Consider the following 15,673-nt stretch of genomic DNA (forward strand, 5'->3'; position numbering starts at 1 on the left):
TTTGTACTTTATAACTGATATTTCAAAATAATAACGGAGTTAAACCGATGGAATTATCTGCACTTACTGCCCTTTCACCAATTGATGGACGTTATGGTGAGAAAACAACAGAATTACGCACCATTTTTAGCGAATATGGTTTACTAAAATACCGTGTTCAAGTTGAAGTTCGTTGGTTACAAAAGCTAGCCTTACAAGCAGATATTTTAGAGGTACCAACCTTAAGCCAGTCAGCCATCAACCACCTTAACCAAATTGTTGAGCAATTTAGTGAGCAAGATGCTAATCGTATCAAAGAAATCGAAAAAACCACTAATCACGATGTCAAAGCGGTAGAATATTTTTTAAAAGAAAAAGTCAGCACTAATGAAGAATTACATGCAGTTAACGAATTTATTCATTTTGCTTGTACATCAGAAGATATTAATAACTTATCTTATGCATTAATGCTAAAAACAGCCAGAGAAACCGTCTTAGTTCCATATTGGAATAAACTGATCGAAAAAATCACCTCACAAGCCAAGTCTTATCGTGATTTACCGCTACTTTCAAGAACGCACGGACAACCTGCTACACCATCAACAATAGGTAAGGAATTTGCCAATGTTGCTTACCGTTTAAAACGTCAATTAAAGCAACTACAATCGGTTGAAATACTAGGTAAAATTAATGGAGCCACAGGCAATTATAATGCACATATGGTTGCTTATCCTCAAGTGAATTGGCATCAATTTAGCGAAGAATTTGTTAGATCACTAGGGTTAAATTGGAACCCTTATACTACTCAAATCGAACCTCATGATTATATTGCCGAATTTTTCGATTGTGTGGCTCGTTTTAATACCATTATGATCGACTTTGATCGTGATGTTTGGGGATATATTTCGTTAAATCACTTTAAACAAAAAACCATTGCTGGCGAAATTGGCTCATCAACAATGCCACATAAAGTCAACCCAATTGACTTTGAAAACTCAGAAGGAAATTTAGGTATTGCTAATGCTATCATGAACCACTTAGGTAGCAAATTACCTATTTCTCGTTGGCAACGTGACTTAACCGACTCAACAGTATTACGCAATTTAGGTGTAGGTATTGGTTATGCTATTATTGCTTACCAATCAACACTAAAAGGATTAAATAAACTTGAAGTTAACCAAGACTATTTACTTGACGAGCTTAACCGTAACTGGGAAGTATTAGCCGAACCAATCCAAACTGTAATGCGCCGTTACGGCATTGAAAAACCCTACGAAAAACTCAAAGAACTAACCCGTGGTAAACGTGTTGATGCAAAAGGCATGCAAGAATTTATTGACTCATTAGATCTGCCCGAAAGTGAAAAAACACGACTAAAACAATTAACACCAGCTAATTATATTGGTTATGCAGTTAGTTTTGTTGATGATTTAGATTAATAACTTAAATTTAATTAGCCAAATACAGTTTACACTGTATTTGGCTATATTGATTTTTAAGTGATTAAATTAACCAGTACCGATATACAAATTGTGCAATAACACAAACCATTTAAGCAAAAATAAAACGGAAAATTCCATTGAACATTCGCATTGCAACACGAAAAAGCCCTTTAGCGCTATGGCAAGCTAATTTTGTTAAGCAACAATTGCTAGCCGCTCACCCCCATTTAACAGTGGAATTAATTCCTATGGTTACTAAAGGCGACATAATGCTAGACAGCCCCCTATCAAAAATTGGTGGCAAAGGGCTATTTGTTAAACAACTTGAACAAGCCATATTGAATAACGACGCGGATATTGCTGTTCATTCTATAAAAGATATTCCCACCGAGTTCCCAGAAGGATTAACTCTAGCCACCATTTGCAAACGAGGCGATGTTCGTGATGCGTTTATTTCAAATAAATATTCAAGCATAAGCGAACTCCCAGATGGTGCCATTATCGGAACATCAAGTTTACGACGTCAATGCCAATTAAGAGCTAAATATCCACATTTACAAATTAAAGATCTTCGAGGCAATATAGGTACTCGCCTAGCTAAACTCGATAATCAAGAATATGATGCTATTATTTTAGCGTCTGTCGGTTTAAAACGCCTAGAATTAGAAAATAGAATAAAACAATATATTGATACGGACTTAATTTTACCCGCTGTTGGTCAAGGAGCAATTGGAATTGAAACTCGAACAGATGATAAAAAAATATTAGATATTCTTTCCGTGCTTGATGATAAAAATAGCCGCGTTTGTATTCAAGCAGAAAGAGCAATGAACAAAGCGCTACAAGGTGGCTGCCAAGTGCCTATTGCTTGCTATAGCCAACTAAGCAATGATATTTTAACTTTAGAAGGATTTGTTGGACGTATTGATGGTATGCAAATAATTAAAGCTAAATTACAAGGCTCTGCAAACCGTGCAGAACAACTGGGCCACAATCTCGCAATACAACTATTAAATCAAGGCGCCGACAAAATATTACAGGAATTAAATGGCGAATGATTTATGTAACAAGACCCTCGCCAGAAGGCGAGGAGCTAGCTAAACAACTAAACCTTGCCAATTTATCAGCAGCTCACCTTCCTTTATTTGATATTTTACCTGGAGCTGAACTGGTTGATTTAGAGCAACAACTTAATTGTCTTTTACCATCAGACATTGTAATTGCACTATCGCCACAAGTTATTCACTCCATCAAAACCTATTTACCCGACTTATCTTTTCCAGCAAATAGGCACTATTTTGCAATAGGCAAAAAAACAGCAGAATTATTAAGCCAACTAACTACAACCAAAGTTAATCACCCTAAACAAGAAGATAGCGAAGGTTTATTAGACTTACTAAAGAGCGTAGCACTAGCACATCGTACCGTACTGATTTTACGGGGTAATTCAGGAAGAAATTTATTAGCTGACACATTAATAACCCAACAAGCTCAGGTTAAAATACTAGAATGTTATTACCGTAAACCAATAACCTATTGTGACAATATTTTAGCTAACAACATAAACAGCCAAATCATTATTATTACCAGTGTTGAGCACTTAATGCGACTTGAGCTTTATTGTCAAAAACAACACAAACAGCAAGCTCAACTCATTGTTACTAGTGAACGAATTTTAAAAAAAGCACAACAATTAAATTGGCAAAATATTTTACAAATAGCGGGGGCGAATAATCAAATTTTATTTAAAACAATGTTAACTCTATGTCATAATGCCAACATCAATTTCGAATAAATCTAAATGAGGTCATTTATGCCGTTAAAATATTATGGTGCCAATGCGACACTTTCAACAATAAGCACAACTTCATTTAGTCAACCAACAATAACAGCGATTGAAAATGAAGCGAATGAAACTATGAAAAAAGACAAAAAAGATCAAACAACCACTCAACCCAATCCTGCAGTAGAATCGAAAGCCCAAACCAAAAACATTAATAGTAATAATGACAATATAGGCAAAACAAAAGTTTCAAAATTATCGATAATAGCTATAGCATTAACCGCTTGCTTAGGTGGATTTGGTTTTTATTATGGCCAACAGCAATTTGCAAAACAACAAAAGACCATCTCAACATTACAAACCGAACTGGCCAATTTAAAACAAACAACCAAGCAGAGCATAACAAATGATTTACACAGCAGCATTGAAGATGCTGTTAATAAACAGAATCAACAGTTCAGCAAATTAGAACAACAAGTAGAACGTCAACTTAGTGATCAACAAAAAGTACAACAACAATTAAGCAACCAAGTGAATGACACATTAAAGCTCAATGAACAAAGCCTACAAAACATCAACGAGCGTTTAGCGGCTATGTCAACCACAGATCATAAAGTTTGGTTAATTTCGCAAGCAAATTATTTAGTCCATTTAGCGGGGCGTAAAATTTGGAATGACCAAGATTACACATCAGCACGACTATTACTTAAAAATGCCGACGAAAGCCTAGCTCAAGCTGATGATCCTAGCCTATTACCAGCACGACAAGCAATTAGTAAAGATATTAACTCACTAGCTCAAGTCAGTTTTGTTGATACTGATGGCATTATTATTAATTTAATTGGATTGTCAGATGCCCTTACCGAATTACCTTTAGTTGGGCATTATCAAGAAATCGACCTTGGAATGACACAATATAGCGAAGACTCAGCCAATAAAAATGAGAACAAAGCAGTCCAAGTCGAGAACATAAACACAGAAAACACTAACACAGAAAATTCTCACGCAGATAACAATCAACAAGTACATACAAATAATACAACTGAAGATAAAGAGAATGAAATAACATCATCAGCCGGCGATTGGTCTAGCAATTTATTAAGTAGTGCTAAGACTTTTATGGATAAATTTATCACCATTGAAAAGCTGGACAATAAAGATAACAACTTCAAAGCATGCTTAGAACAAGCAGGTCAAGATGAAAAACAAATTGTCCATTGCCAAATATTAAAAGCACCATTAAGCATAGAACAATCACTTTACCTACGTGAAAACATCCGTTTCCGCCTATTGATTGCCGCACAAGCAGTGCCAAGACACCAAGACTTAATTTACCAACGCGCACTTAACGACACTGCAACTTGGGTTAATGCTTATTTTGATGGTAACGCACCAAGTGTCAAAGCATTTATCAATGAGCTTGATAATTTACAAAATCAATCAATCAGCAATCAAAGTGTACAGGAAAACCTAACTAGCATCAGCGAACTTGAAAAATTAATGCAAACTCGTGTTCGTTCAATGTTGGCAAAATAGGAGAATAATCATGATAAGAATACTAATTATTTTCTTAGTGCTAGTAGGTGGATTTTTCCTTGGCCCATTATTGCAAGGACACCAAGGCTCAGCAGTATTTGAATTTGCCAACTATCGTGTCAGCATGTCATTTAATTCATTTATGATACTTGAATTAATTGGCTTACTTTGTCTTTATTTAATTTATTGTATCTTCAATAAAATATTTAACTCTAAAACAACGCTTGGCAACTGGTTACGCTTAAAATCACCTAAAAAATCAATAAAACGTCTTGAACAAGCACAATTTTTATTGTTAGAAGGTGATTATCAACAAGCGGCAAAGTTATTTACAAAAAGTGCCAAAGGGGCAAAAAATACCACTTTATCGTATTTACTTGCCGCACAAGCACAAATTGACAACGATGAATTAATTCAAGCCAACCAATCGCTAGAACAAGCGGCTAGAACCTGTCAACCTAAAGAGATATTTGCCTTTCAATTAGTACAAATTCGATTGCAACTAAAAAACCACGAGTACACAGCCGCACGCATCGTGTTAGAACAACTACTAAACGAAAAACCACGTAATGTGGAAGTGCTACGATTAGCCGATCAACTTTATTACGAAACTGGTGATTATCAAGCGGTTATCGATCTATTACCAGCAATGTATAAAGCTAAAGCTTATAATGAATCGCAACTAGATCAATTTAAACAGGTAGCCTATATTGCCCGAATCAAACAATTATCAACTGACAGTGATACGCAAGCACTAACCAAATGGTGGCATGCGCAACCACGAGCGATATTGAATAATATGACATATCAAAAAGCGATGGCAACCTATCTTAATCAAATCGGCCAAAATAGCGAAGCTGAAAAACTATTAAAATCGATTAACAAACTTGAACAAAAAGAAAGAACTTAATAAAACATAAAAAAAACAGGGCAACTGCCCTGTTTTTGTTTTAACAAACAATAAAAAATTAACCAAAGCAATTTATTAATAAATTCAAATTACACAATAAAATAACGAATCAACGCCATAAAACACATACCTGCAACCACAATACACATTAAGTTTTTAGTGATCACAGCAACAATGACTGTTGGAATGGTCGCCAAACAATATTCCACATGAAAATCAGGAAACTGCCCCTCTTTTGCCACAAATAAATTTTGCACAAATAAAGCAGTCAAAATACACAAAGGTACATACGACAAAAAACGAATTACCACATTCGGTAACTGAAACTTTCGAACCAGCATGAAAGGAACCACTCTTGGTAACCAAGTGACTAAACCACACCCTAAAATAATCAATAAACTATAAATTGTCACGCATCACGCTCCATAGCCATACCCATAAAACATCCACCAAAAGTGCTAATTAAAATCGCCATTTCGGGTGACACAAAACGCATTAATAAAATTAGCATAATTGCAACGGTTAACATTACTAATAGTCGATTTTTAAGACTTTTGCTTTTATCACCAATCAGTTGCAAATAAAGTAAACCAATAAACATGGCAACCAAGGCATAATCTAAACCAAACAAGTTTGGATCAGGTAACCATTCACCGATTACTGCCCCTAAAAAACAAGATAAAATCCAAGCCAAATAAGCTGTTACATTAAGCCCATGCATCCAAACAGCATTGACGGGAACTTTATTGGCTATGGCACTCATTACAACGGCAAAACTCTCGTCAGTTAATAAACTACCGATAGCCATATTATTAAAAAATGAGAATCTACGAAAAGCGGGGGCGGTTGCCATGCTCATTAAAAAATGACGGGAATTAACTAAAAAAACAGTAAAAATAATGGCTGAAACAGGTGTAGCCACCATCATTAGACCGGCAATAATAAACTGTGCCGCACCAGCATAAACAATCACAGCCAATAATGTAATTTCAAGTACAGATAAATTTGCTGACTTTCCTACAACACCCGCAGCAATACCAATACCAATATAGCCTAATAAAGTTGGAATACAAGCATAAACACCATCTTTAAAAGTCAAAGACATAATCATTCCTTAACAATAACAATACATGATTTTATAAATTAATATTGTGGATATTGCAAACCAATCATACTGTCCTATAACCTAAAATATTAAACAGTAAATTATTTTATTGGCTCACAATAAACCACATTTTTTTACCAAATTTTGCTATAATATCGCTTAATTTATATCAATGACAATAAAATAACGCAATAGCAACCAACGTGGCAAACATATCTATGTATACAGGAACTTTATTTATTATCTCTGCACCGAGTGGAGCAGGAAAATCAAGCCTTATTCAAGCTTATTTAAACCAAAATCCAAAACAAGCAAAAGTATCAATTTCACATACAACTCGCCAGCCACGAGCAGGCGAATTACATGGCGAACATTATTATTTTGTGGATCATAAACTTTTTGAATCCTTAATTGATAAAAATTCTTTTGTAGAATATGCCAACGTATTTGACCACTATTACGGCACATCTAAAGCAGAAATAGAACAAAGCTTATCACAAGGAATTAATGTGTTTTTAGATATTGATTGGCAAGGAGCAAGACAAGTACGCCAAAAAATGCCTCAAGCAAAAAGCATCTTTATATTACCACCATCACTAAAAGAGTTAGAAAACCGCCTAATAAAACGTGGACAAGACAACAGTAGTGTTATAGCCAAAAGAATGCAAAAAGCCCAAGCCGAAATTTCGCATTATAACGAATATGATTATGTTATTATCAATGACGATTTCGACACCTCATTAAGTGCCTTAAGTGCAATTATTACCACTGCTAGCTTAGAGCAAGCAAAACAGACAACCATTAATTCGCAATTATTAAAAGATTTATTGGGTAGTGATTTAAATTAAAACACCAATAATATCGCCGAAATTTCAATCGGCGATATTATAAAAAAGCCTTTAATTTCCTAAAGCTTGATCAGCCTGATCATTTTGAATCAACTCTAACTTATAACCATCAGGATCTTCAACAAAAGCAATAATCGTTGAACCACCTTTTACAGGTCCTGCTTCGCGTGTTACCTTGCCTCCTGCTTGCTTAACGGCATCGCACATTTTAGCCACATCATTAACACCAATAGCAATATGACCAAACGCCGTTCCATGATCATAGTTATCGGTATCCCAATTATAAGTTAACTCAATCACTGAACTCGTTGTCTCATCGCCATAACCAACAAAGGCTAATGAATATTTGTATTGTGTATTTTCACTGGTTCTTAGCACTCGCATACCCATTACACGGGTATAAAAATCAATCGAACGCTGCAAATCACCAACTCGAATCATAGTATGTAAAATACGCATCGGCTTACTGTTCCTTTAATATAATAAATAAAATAATAGAATAAAAATTTTGTTGAGTTTATACGTTAGTGTTTAGACAGGCAAATTTTTGTTATTGATTGGATATTTTATGATACTTAATCAAAAGCTAACAACAATCGTATACCTAAAAAACCATTTTGCTCACCATCAAAGTGAGCAAAATTAAGTATTATCTTTTGATTTATTATTTTGATTAGCGGTTATCTTGATTGATTGCTATAACGTGGCGAAGCACTAATTTGCTTACCATTAGTAACTAAACGAACCGCTTGGCCAGCAAAGAAATCTTTAGCTGAACCTTTTTGCACAAGCACAATGTTTGAACCATTCTCTTGTTTGATTTCTAGCTCGACAGCACTTGCTTGGCTAGTTTTATCTTGAATGACATCCCCCAAAATTGCACCACCAATAGCACCTGTTGCAGTCGCTAAAACTTGGCCAGAACCATTACCAATAGTATTACCTAAAACACCACCTAAAACAGCACCACCTAAGCTACCTATAATATTTTCGTTTTTACCATTTGTGTTATTAGCTTGAATTTTAACAGGTCGAACTGAAACAACTGTACCATAACTCACTTGCTGAACTTGTTTGGCTTGATCAGCGGTATAAACATCGCCAGAATAGATATCACTATTGCTACATCCAGATAGAATTGCAACTAAAATAGTTAGTGTGACGATTTTTTTCATAATTAATTCCTCATATAATATCGGTATCTTTTTATTATACCTTGTTTAGAATAAATTATTAAGAAAAAACGACAATATCATTTTCATTATTTTATCAATAGCTAATACAATTTATGCTTAAGTTAGGTTATACTCAGCACAATAGTTTATTCAGCGTACAATGAGTATATGAAACGGTTATTTTTTCAATTAATATTATCGGTTATGATAACGGCTTGTCATGATGCAAACCAAGCTCCCCGAAAAAGCGAGAGCGTTGAATTTAAACAACCATCAAATGATTGTTTAAATAACGAATCGACTCATGATTCGCATCTTAACAAAATTCCTGCTTTAGGATGTCCCGTAAAATAATTTAATAGGCACATGTAACACAATGAAAACGATAGAAATCGACGAAGAATTATACCAATTTATTGCTGGTCAAACCAAACACATTGGTGAAGATGCATCAAGTATATTACGACGTTTATTGAATATAAACCAATCAACCTCAGCAAAACAAAATACCATCGTCAAAAAAGAAAACCACTACCCTCTTTTTAACGATTTATTAACTAGCGACACGTTCATAAGCGAAAAATCCATTATCAGCCGTTTTATATTATTGCTCAGTGCACTATATAACTATAATCCAGCGCTTTTTGCTATTGCAGCAACATCACTGCATGGTAGTAAACGACAATACCTAGCTAAAGACAAACAGTCTCTTGAAGCATCGGGCAAAAACACCAAACCCCGCGAAATTACTGGCACACCTTATTGGGTAATTAGCAACACAAATACAGCTAGAAAACAATATATTGTAGAATCGATAATGAGTGACATGGGCATATCTGAAACTATGATAAACCAAGTTACTAACGCATTCTTACCTTAACAGAAAAAACAAAAACAAATAAAGCTAAAATGTGACAACACACAACGTGTTCACATTTTAGCTATTATAAAAAAACATATTTAATGAAAGAGGATAAAAAAATGGCCAAGCAAAGCCGTGCAGGAATGTTAGCTCAACCATCAGATCTCATTAATGTTGAAACATTACGCAATAACTATTACCAGATTCAACCTGATACGGATAACGCTAGCCAACTAGTCATATTTGGCACATCGGGCCATCGGGGCAGTTCAAACAAAGGCACATTCAACGAAGCACACATATTAGCCGTTGCTCAAGCCATTGCGGAATACCGCAAAGCCAACAAAGTTACAGGGCCATGTTTTATTGGTCAAGACACCCATGCCCTATCAGAACTTGCATTAAAATCAGTGCTTGAAGTTTTTACCGCTAACGAACAAACCGTTGTTATCGCACAAAATTGGGGATATACCCCAACGCCTGTCATATCACATGCAATTTTAACCTACAACCAAGGCAAACAAACCCAACTAGCGGACGGTATTGTCATTACCCCATCGCATAATCCACCAGAGGATGGTGGCATAAAATACAACCCAACTAATGGCGGGCCGGCGGATACTGACATCACCAAACAAATTGAAAACCGTGCTAACGAACTACTAAAAAATAAACTCAATGGCGTAAAACGTATCACCTTAGACAAGGCTATAAATTCAAATTACGTTCATACCAAAGAGTACGAAACCGACTACATCAACGACCTTGAAAACATCTTAGATCTTGCGCTGATCAAATCATCGTCACTAAAAATTGGGGTTGACCCACTTGGTGGTGCAGGCATTACTTATTGGCCTAGAATTGCTGAAAAATACGGTATCAATCTTAATATTGTTAACAACAAAATCGATCCGACATTCAGCTTTATGCACCTAGATCATGATGAAATCATTCGAATGGACTGCTCAAGCCGTTGGGCAATGGCGGGATTGTTAACATTAAAAGACCAATTTGATTTAGCTTTTGGTAACGACACTGACTTTGACCGTCATGGCATTGTCACACCAAAAGGACTAATGAACCCCAATGCCTACCTATCAACTTGTGTCAATTACCTATTCCAAAACCGCCCACAATGGCACAAAGATATCGCTATTGGAAAAACACTAGTTACAAGCTCAATGATCGACCGTGTAGCAAATAGCCTAAACAAACAATACCTAGAATACCCTGTTGGTTTTAAATGGTATGCAGATGGTCTATACAACGGCAAACTCGGCTTTGCAGGCGAAGAAAGCGCAGGCGCATCATTTTTAAGAACCAACGGCAAAGTTTGGACAACCGACAAAGACGGCATAATCCTATGCCTACTTGCTGCTGAAATGACTGCAAAAGTGGGCAAAAACCCACAAGAACAATATCAAGAGCTTGAAGCGAAATTTGGCGTATCTTATTACGGACGAATTCAAGCACCTGCATCGTTTAGTGAAAAACAAAAACTAGCCAAACTTGATGCTAGCCAACTAACGACCGACAGCTTAGCAGGTGAAAAAATCACCCAATGCCTAACCACTGCACCAGCTAACAATGCCGCAATTGGTGGGCTTAAAGTGATTGCAGAAAACGGCTGGTTTGCTGCTCGCCCATCAGGAACAGAAGACGCCTATAAAATCTATGCAGAAAGCTTTATAAGCAACGAACATTTAAATACACTACAGCAAGAAGCCCAACAAATCGTGGCTAAAGCAATTAAATAATAGTAAAAGCTACAAAAAACAGCAGCTACTTGGCTGCTGTTTTTTCATGTAAGGATTTCAAAAAAACCTCAATAAAATCAATACCTTTTCTGGCTGATTTTTTGGGGTAATAATTTGCTTTTTATAAAAATAACTCAATAAAATGCATCATTCCACAATATATTGTGAAAAATCATAACAAACATAGGTACTTTCTTTACTATATATTGTTTTTTATCTTCATTTTGCAAAATTTGTGCATCTAGTTTACTTTACTTACCTAAAATAGGATAAATAACTAGAGCGTAAACATAACGATATCGTTTAGAAAACCCAAACTAATGCCGGGTTTTGATATTTAATTTATTATTTTATTTGCACCATACTTCATCACGCTTTAATAATTAGAAACTAAACGCTAAAAACTAAGGCATGGTACAAACAGCATAGCCCCCTCCATAGCTCCCCCACTGACCCACATAACCATTACGGTGAATATAGAAGTGATTTGTATTTGATACCGCATCACTTGTCCAAATATCACCACGACCAAAACCTGCCACATCACCATAATAAGACGCATCGCTCCACTCACTTAAAAATCCAGCGCCTATCCGACGTTGGTAATATAGAGTACCTGACGATGGCATAGAACCATCTATATCACCTATACATGGAAAATCAGTATTATTTACACCACATTTCGCATTGCTTAAATCTCTTACTCGAGAAAAACGATACCCCAAACTACTACACCAAGTTGCTTGCTCAGGAACAGTAGTATATTTCTCTCCCCGATGAACAAACCACTGCCTTAACTCAAATCCATACTTAACAACCACATTACCACTACTATCCTTACCTTGTAATTCAAATAGTTGTGGCAAAGATGGGGCTATAAGTCGACTAGGATTACTTGATTGTATTTGAGTATTATCTGCCCTAGGACCATTTAACGTTACCCTCGTTACATTTTGGGATTTATCAGAAATCCAATCATCGTATGTAGTAGTACCCGAGCACCATCGGCATGGGATAGAGAATGAGTCTGAACGTGGCCTTACCCAACTTACCGTTGCGGTTATATCACTACCATTGGTGACAGTAGACCAAGTTAACTGACTTGCATGCACGCCACCAACATCTAAATCAAAATACAATCCATCAGCACCCGTAGTCGGGAAATTGAGGCGATAAAAAGATGGATTAATTGACTGCGTTAAAAACCCTTTAGTAGGATCCCATATACTAGATGGACCTGTGAAGCGAGGATTATCTCCAGAGGAATTAGTGCCACCAAATATCAAACGAGGTCTTGCATAACAAACTTTAGGTTGTTGTGAATGCGGATTGATATGATACGACACCGTACTTCCACTGAAAATACGTTTATTTGGCACACCATACGCTGTAGCTAAACTACCACCTAAACTACTTAATGTTACTTTATAAGGTGCCTTACAAATATCTAGTATATCACCACGACTAACAGCATTACCGTTTTTATCCATAAACGATACTGATATACTCCCCGTGGCAATAATACCATTAGCTCCCTGCCCGTCGCCATCATCTCCCCAATTACCTTGAGTTACCAAGCTACTTATACTCACCGAGTCAGTCGATGAAGGGACGATCATTTCAATATTAGCAAGAGTATCGCCGGCATTAAGTAACCGAATTGGTGTCATCGCTGAGTTATTGTTTTGCGGAGTGAACACTTTACCGTTCGATAACTTAATACTTAATAAATCATCAGTTGTAGTTAATTTGGTGATGCCACCATCAAATGTTAAATATTCCCTCTATAGCTTTTAATGTTTTTGCCGACAATGCCTGTGAACACGGAGAATACAGCAATAAGAGTAATGGCACAAAGACCAACTGTAATTTTGCTAAGCATAATGGCTTCGTTAATAAAAATAAGACTTTAGTCTTTCTTCGACTACAGTGATATTGAAAAATATTTAGAACATAATTTTTATATTAGATGCCAACAAAAATAGTGCATCTCCATCATCCTATTAGTATTTTATATTTTTATAAATATCCACTCAAAAATAAATATTTATTAGCGATAGATGGAAGTAATTTTAGAGGATGTAAATTGACCTTGTGACTGTTTTTTGAATAAAAACCACAAAAATCTAATAAAATCAAAACCATTACTGACCGATTTTTGCATAAAAATAGAGATGATTGTTTGGCGGAATAGCACTGTTGTGGTGGTGTAATGGCTCAAATTTAATCTGACAGACACTTATTACTTGTAACTCTTCCTTAAAATAGTACAGCAAAAAAGTACAAAATTCTCTATGATAAAAGTAAAAGATAATTTAAACATGAAAAAATAACCGAACACCAAATTGTATCGATATTAAAAGAAGCAGAAGTAGATATTCCTATTAAAGAGCTTTGCCGTAAACAGGGCATGGGCAACTCTACTTTTTATAAATGGCGAGAAAAATATGGCGATATTAAAATATTATATATCAAATATTTAAAAGATTTTTAGGAAGAAAATCGTAAGATCAAACAAATGCTTGCCGAGCTGAATTTAAAATTCCGCATCACGAAGAAATTATAAAAAAGCTTCAGCGTTGACACTGGAACGTAAAACGTGGGCAGAAATGCTACAATCAACGCATGCGATTACGATTGCAATGAGCTGTGTAATTATGGAATTAAGTCGGAGTGCTTACTATTATCAACCTAAATTACGGGTGGCTTAATGATTATTGCGATATTGAGTAATATAGCGGAAAAATACTTGTGTTGGGACTTTCCTGAATGTTTTCATCGTATTCGAAAACTTAGTTATAAATGGAATCATAAACATGTTTAGCGGGTATATTGTGAGTTAAAACTTAATATTAGAATAAAGCATAAAAAGCGTATTCCACTACGAACGCCAAAACAGTTATCGTCACCCAAGAAGCAAGGTGAATGCTGGACAATGGATTTTATGAGTGATAATAGCAAAAAACAACGTCGTTTTAGAACATTCAACGTCATTGATGACTTTAACCGAGAAGGATTAAGTATTGATATTTCAATCAGTTTACCCTCAGGTAGAACCACTCGTTATATAAACAAATTAGATTTTATTACAAAGCAAAACTCAAAGGCTTATTGAAAATAAGAATAGTATAAAACTAAAATAAATTAAATATTTTTCAGTTTTTAACTTATAAAAAAGATCGGGGGAAATAATTAATGTTATAACTAATAATATTTTTATTTTAGGTGAACAATAAACAGGTGTATCAAAATTTCAAATAAACCATAATTATTTAATAATCAAGTAATTACTAAATAATTAAACTGAAATTTATAATGTTTATTAACTTTAGTAAGTCAAATCAAAAAAACTCTATCAATAAAAAGTTTTGGAAAATTTTAACCACCATTTTACCGCCACTTGCTATTATCTATTTAAGGAGTTGTTAGGTAATTCATTGATTTTTATGGAGGCGCGTCCCGGAGTCGAACCGAGGTAGACGGATTTGCAATCCGCAGCATGGCCACTCTGCCAACGCGCCGTAGAGGTCTATCTGAATAGGTTGCAGATAGTAGCATTGGCTTGACTAATCGTCAAGATTAAATAGCTTATAATTACAGCAATCGTTTCGTTTTTATTTGAATTGCTAAGATCTACTTATTTTTACAAAACATTATTGTTTTTCTGGATACTTATAGATCCACGTAATATCAGAATAATTTGCAAATGCACTTGGAAATAAATAAGAACCACTTAATGAAGGGAAATAAGTGTTTTTCCATTCAATATTAAAATCAGGTTGGAATTTGATAATAGAGTCAAAAAGTAACGTTGTACAATAAAGATGTGGTTGCTCACGAGGGGCTAATACAAAAGCTTGTCCTTTCTTTGTTAAAAGATCATCGACTATATTTTGCTTTTGTACTTCAGATAAAAAATTGGGTCTTGCTATAGCATATTTTTCGGCTAATTCTGGGGTAATAAATTCTTCTAAATTTGACACAATAACTTGATTAAGATGGTTTTCATCGTCACTAGTAGTAGCATGAATAATTTTAATTTTAGGTTCAATTGATATAACCATACCAATATGTGAAAAATCTCCACCACCTAATTGATTGACAATAAAGCTATCGGTTTGAATACCTTTTCTAAAGATCCAATCCCCTGCTTTGATTAAATAAGGCAATTCAGCTGGTGCATTTGAAAAATTGACAGGTTCGTTAGCAAACACTAAATTTGCCAGCATAATAAAAATAATAAGAAAAAATCTGCAATAGTTCATTAAAATTCATT

Annotated in this window: 18 protein-coding genes and 1 tRNA gene; 12 read left to right on the forward strand and 7 right to left on the reverse strand. The window is 35.2% G+C overall.

What is annotated here, in order from left to right:
* The first annotated feature begins 47 nt into the window (after positions 1-47).
* The 5 genes from purB to GQ589_RS01645 all read left to right on the forward strand — a co-directional run bounded on the left by purB (position 48) and on the right by GQ589_RS01645 (position 5,650).
* Positions 48-1,418: an adenylosuccinate lyase gene (purB, locus tag GQ589_RS01625; protein WP_160401265.1), complete on the forward strand. Its 1,371-nt coding sequence runs from the start codon at positions 48-50 to the stop codon at positions 1,416-1,418.
* Positions 1,419-1,558: 140 nt separating this feature from the next.
* The gene (gene hemC, locus GQ589_RS01630; RefSeq protein WP_202114989.1) at positions 1,559-2,479 is read left to right on the forward strand and encodes a hydroxymethylbilane synthase; all 921 of its coding nucleotides are present in this window, start codon (positions 1,559-1,561) and stop codon (positions 2,477-2,479) included.
* On the forward strand, positions 2,476-3,216 hold the full coding sequence (locus tag GQ589_RS01635) for a uroporphyrinogen-III synthase (RefSeq protein ID WP_160401266.1): 741 nt from the start codon (positions 2,476-2,478) through the stop codon (positions 3,214-3,216). Before hemC ends, GQ589_RS01635 begins: the two co-directional genes overlap by 4 nt.
* A gap of 18 nt (positions 3,217-3,234) precedes the next feature.
* Positions 3,235-4,740 (forward strand): uroporphyrinogen-III C-methyltransferase, encoded by a 1,506-nt coding sequence (locus tag GQ589_RS01640; RefSeq protein ID WP_160424142.1) that lies wholly within the window; start codon positions 3,235-3,237, stop codon positions 4,738-4,740.
* A gap of 10 nt (positions 4,741-4,750) precedes the next feature.
* Positions 4,751-5,650, forward strand: coding sequence for a heme biosynthesis HemY N-terminal domain-containing protein (locus tag GQ589_RS01645; protein WP_160424144.1), 900 nt, complete (start codon positions 4,751-4,753; stop codon positions 5,648-5,650).
* Between the two features lie 89 nt (positions 5,651-5,739).
* On the opposite strand, the gene GQ589_RS01650 is transcribed toward GQ589_RS01645, so the two are convergent.
* Both GQ589_RS01650 and GQ589_RS01655 read right to left on the reverse strand, forming a co-directional pair.
* Entirely contained in the window at positions 5,740-6,063 is a 324-nt protein-coding gene (locus tag GQ589_RS01650; RefSeq protein WP_160424146.1) for an AzlD domain-containing protein, read from the reverse strand.
* Complete coding sequence (locus GQ589_RS01655; protein ID WP_237398392.1) at positions 6,060-6,755, reverse strand: AzlC family ABC transporter permease; 696 nt, start codon at positions 6,753-6,755, stop codon at positions 6,060-6,062. Before GQ589_RS01655 ends, GQ589_RS01650 begins: the two co-directional genes overlap by 4 nt.
* Positions 6,756-6,973: 218 nt before the next feature.
* Between GQ589_RS01655 and gmk the strand changes: the two genes are divergently transcribed.
* Positions 6,974-7,603, forward strand: coding sequence for a guanylate kinase (gene gmk, locus GQ589_RS01660; protein WP_160424149.1), 630 nt, complete (start codon positions 6,974-6,976; stop codon positions 7,601-7,603).
* A gap of 51 nt (positions 7,604-7,654) precedes the next feature.
* On the opposite strand, the gene gloA is transcribed toward gmk, so the two are convergent.
* Positions 7,655-8,062: a lactoylglutathione lyase gene (gene gloA, locus GQ589_RS01665; RefSeq protein ID WP_160401271.1), complete on the reverse strand. Its 408-nt coding sequence runs from the start codon at positions 8,060-8,062 to the stop codon at positions 7,655-7,657.
* Positions 8,063-8,283: 221 nt separating this feature from the next.
* On the reverse strand, positions 8,284-8,781 hold the full coding sequence (locus GQ589_RS01670; RefSeq protein WP_160424188.1) for a glycine zipper 2TM domain-containing protein: 498 nt from the start codon (positions 8,779-8,781) through the stop codon (positions 8,284-8,286).
* Positions 8,782-8,946: 165 nt separating this feature from the next.
* Here GQ589_RS01670 and GQ589_RS01675 point away from each other — a divergent pair, with 165 nt between their 5' ends.
* The 3 genes from GQ589_RS01675 to pgm all read left to right on the forward strand — a co-directional run bounded on the left by GQ589_RS01675 (position 8,947) and on the right by pgm (position 11,397).
* Positions 8,947-9,132, forward strand: coding sequence for a hypothetical protein (locus GQ589_RS01675; RefSeq protein WP_160424151.1), 186 nt, complete (start codon positions 8,947-8,949; stop codon positions 9,130-9,132).
* A 22-nt stretch (positions 9,133-9,154) separates the two neighbouring features.
* On the forward strand, positions 9,155-9,658 hold the full coding sequence (locus GQ589_RS01680) for a replication initiation regulator SeqA (protein WP_160401273.1): 504 nt from the start codon (positions 9,155-9,157) through the stop codon (positions 9,656-9,658).
* 101 nt (positions 9,659-9,759) lie between these two features.
* Entirely contained in the window at positions 9,760-11,397 is a 1,638-nt protein-coding gene (gene pgm, locus GQ589_RS01685) for a phosphoglucomutase (alpha-D-glucose-1,6-bisphosphate-dependent) (RefSeq protein ID WP_160424153.1), read from the forward strand.
* Between the two features lie 404 nt (positions 11,398-11,801).
* On the opposite strand, the gene GQ589_RS01690 is transcribed toward pgm, so the two are convergent.
* Positions 11,802-13,097, reverse strand: coding sequence for a hypothetical protein (locus tag GQ589_RS01690; protein ID WP_160424156.1), 1,296 nt, complete (start codon positions 13,095-13,097; stop codon positions 11,802-11,804).
* Between the two features lie 629 nt (positions 13,098-13,726).
* On the opposite strand from GQ589_RS01690, the gene GQ589_RS12490 reads away from it, so the two are divergent.
* The 3 genes from GQ589_RS12490 to GQ589_RS01700 all read left to right on the forward strand — a co-directional run bounded on the left by GQ589_RS12490 (position 13,727) and on the right by GQ589_RS01700 (position 14,512).
* The gene (locus tag GQ589_RS12490) at positions 13,727-13,891 is read left to right on the forward strand and encodes a transposase (protein ID WP_160424190.1); all 165 of its coding nucleotides are present in this window, start codon (positions 13,727-13,729) and stop codon (positions 13,889-13,891) included.
* Between the two features lie 85 nt (positions 13,892-13,976).
* Complete coding sequence (locus GQ589_RS12385; RefSeq protein WP_255471051.1) at positions 13,977-14,108, forward strand: hypothetical protein; 132 nt, start codon at positions 13,977-13,979, stop codon at positions 14,106-14,108.
* A gap of 224 nt (positions 14,109-14,332) precedes the next feature.
* Positions 14,333-14,512 carry a hypothetical protein gene (locus GQ589_RS01700; protein WP_237399164.1) on the forward strand — a complete coding sequence of 60 codons (180 nt, stop codon included), beginning with the start codon at positions 14,333-14,335 and terminating at the stop codon, positions 14,510-14,512.
* 332 nt (positions 14,513-14,844) lie between these two features.
* On the opposite strand, the gene GQ589_RS01705 is transcribed toward GQ589_RS01700, so the two are convergent.
* A tRNA-Cys gene (locus tag GQ589_RS01705) sits at positions 14,845-14,918 on the reverse strand.
* A 132-nt stretch (positions 14,919-15,050) separates the two neighbouring features.
* On the reverse strand, positions 15,051-15,662 hold the full coding sequence (locus GQ589_RS01710) for a hypothetical protein (RefSeq protein WP_160424160.1): 612 nt from the start codon (positions 15,660-15,662) through the stop codon (positions 15,051-15,053).
* Between the last annotated feature and the right edge of the window lie 11 nt (positions 15,663-15,673).

Source organism: Gilliamella sp. Pas-s27 (assembly GCF_009795865.1).
In the GTDB taxonomy this organism is placed as follows: Bacteria; Pseudomonadota; Gammaproteobacteria; order Enterobacterales; family Orbaceae; genus Gilliamella.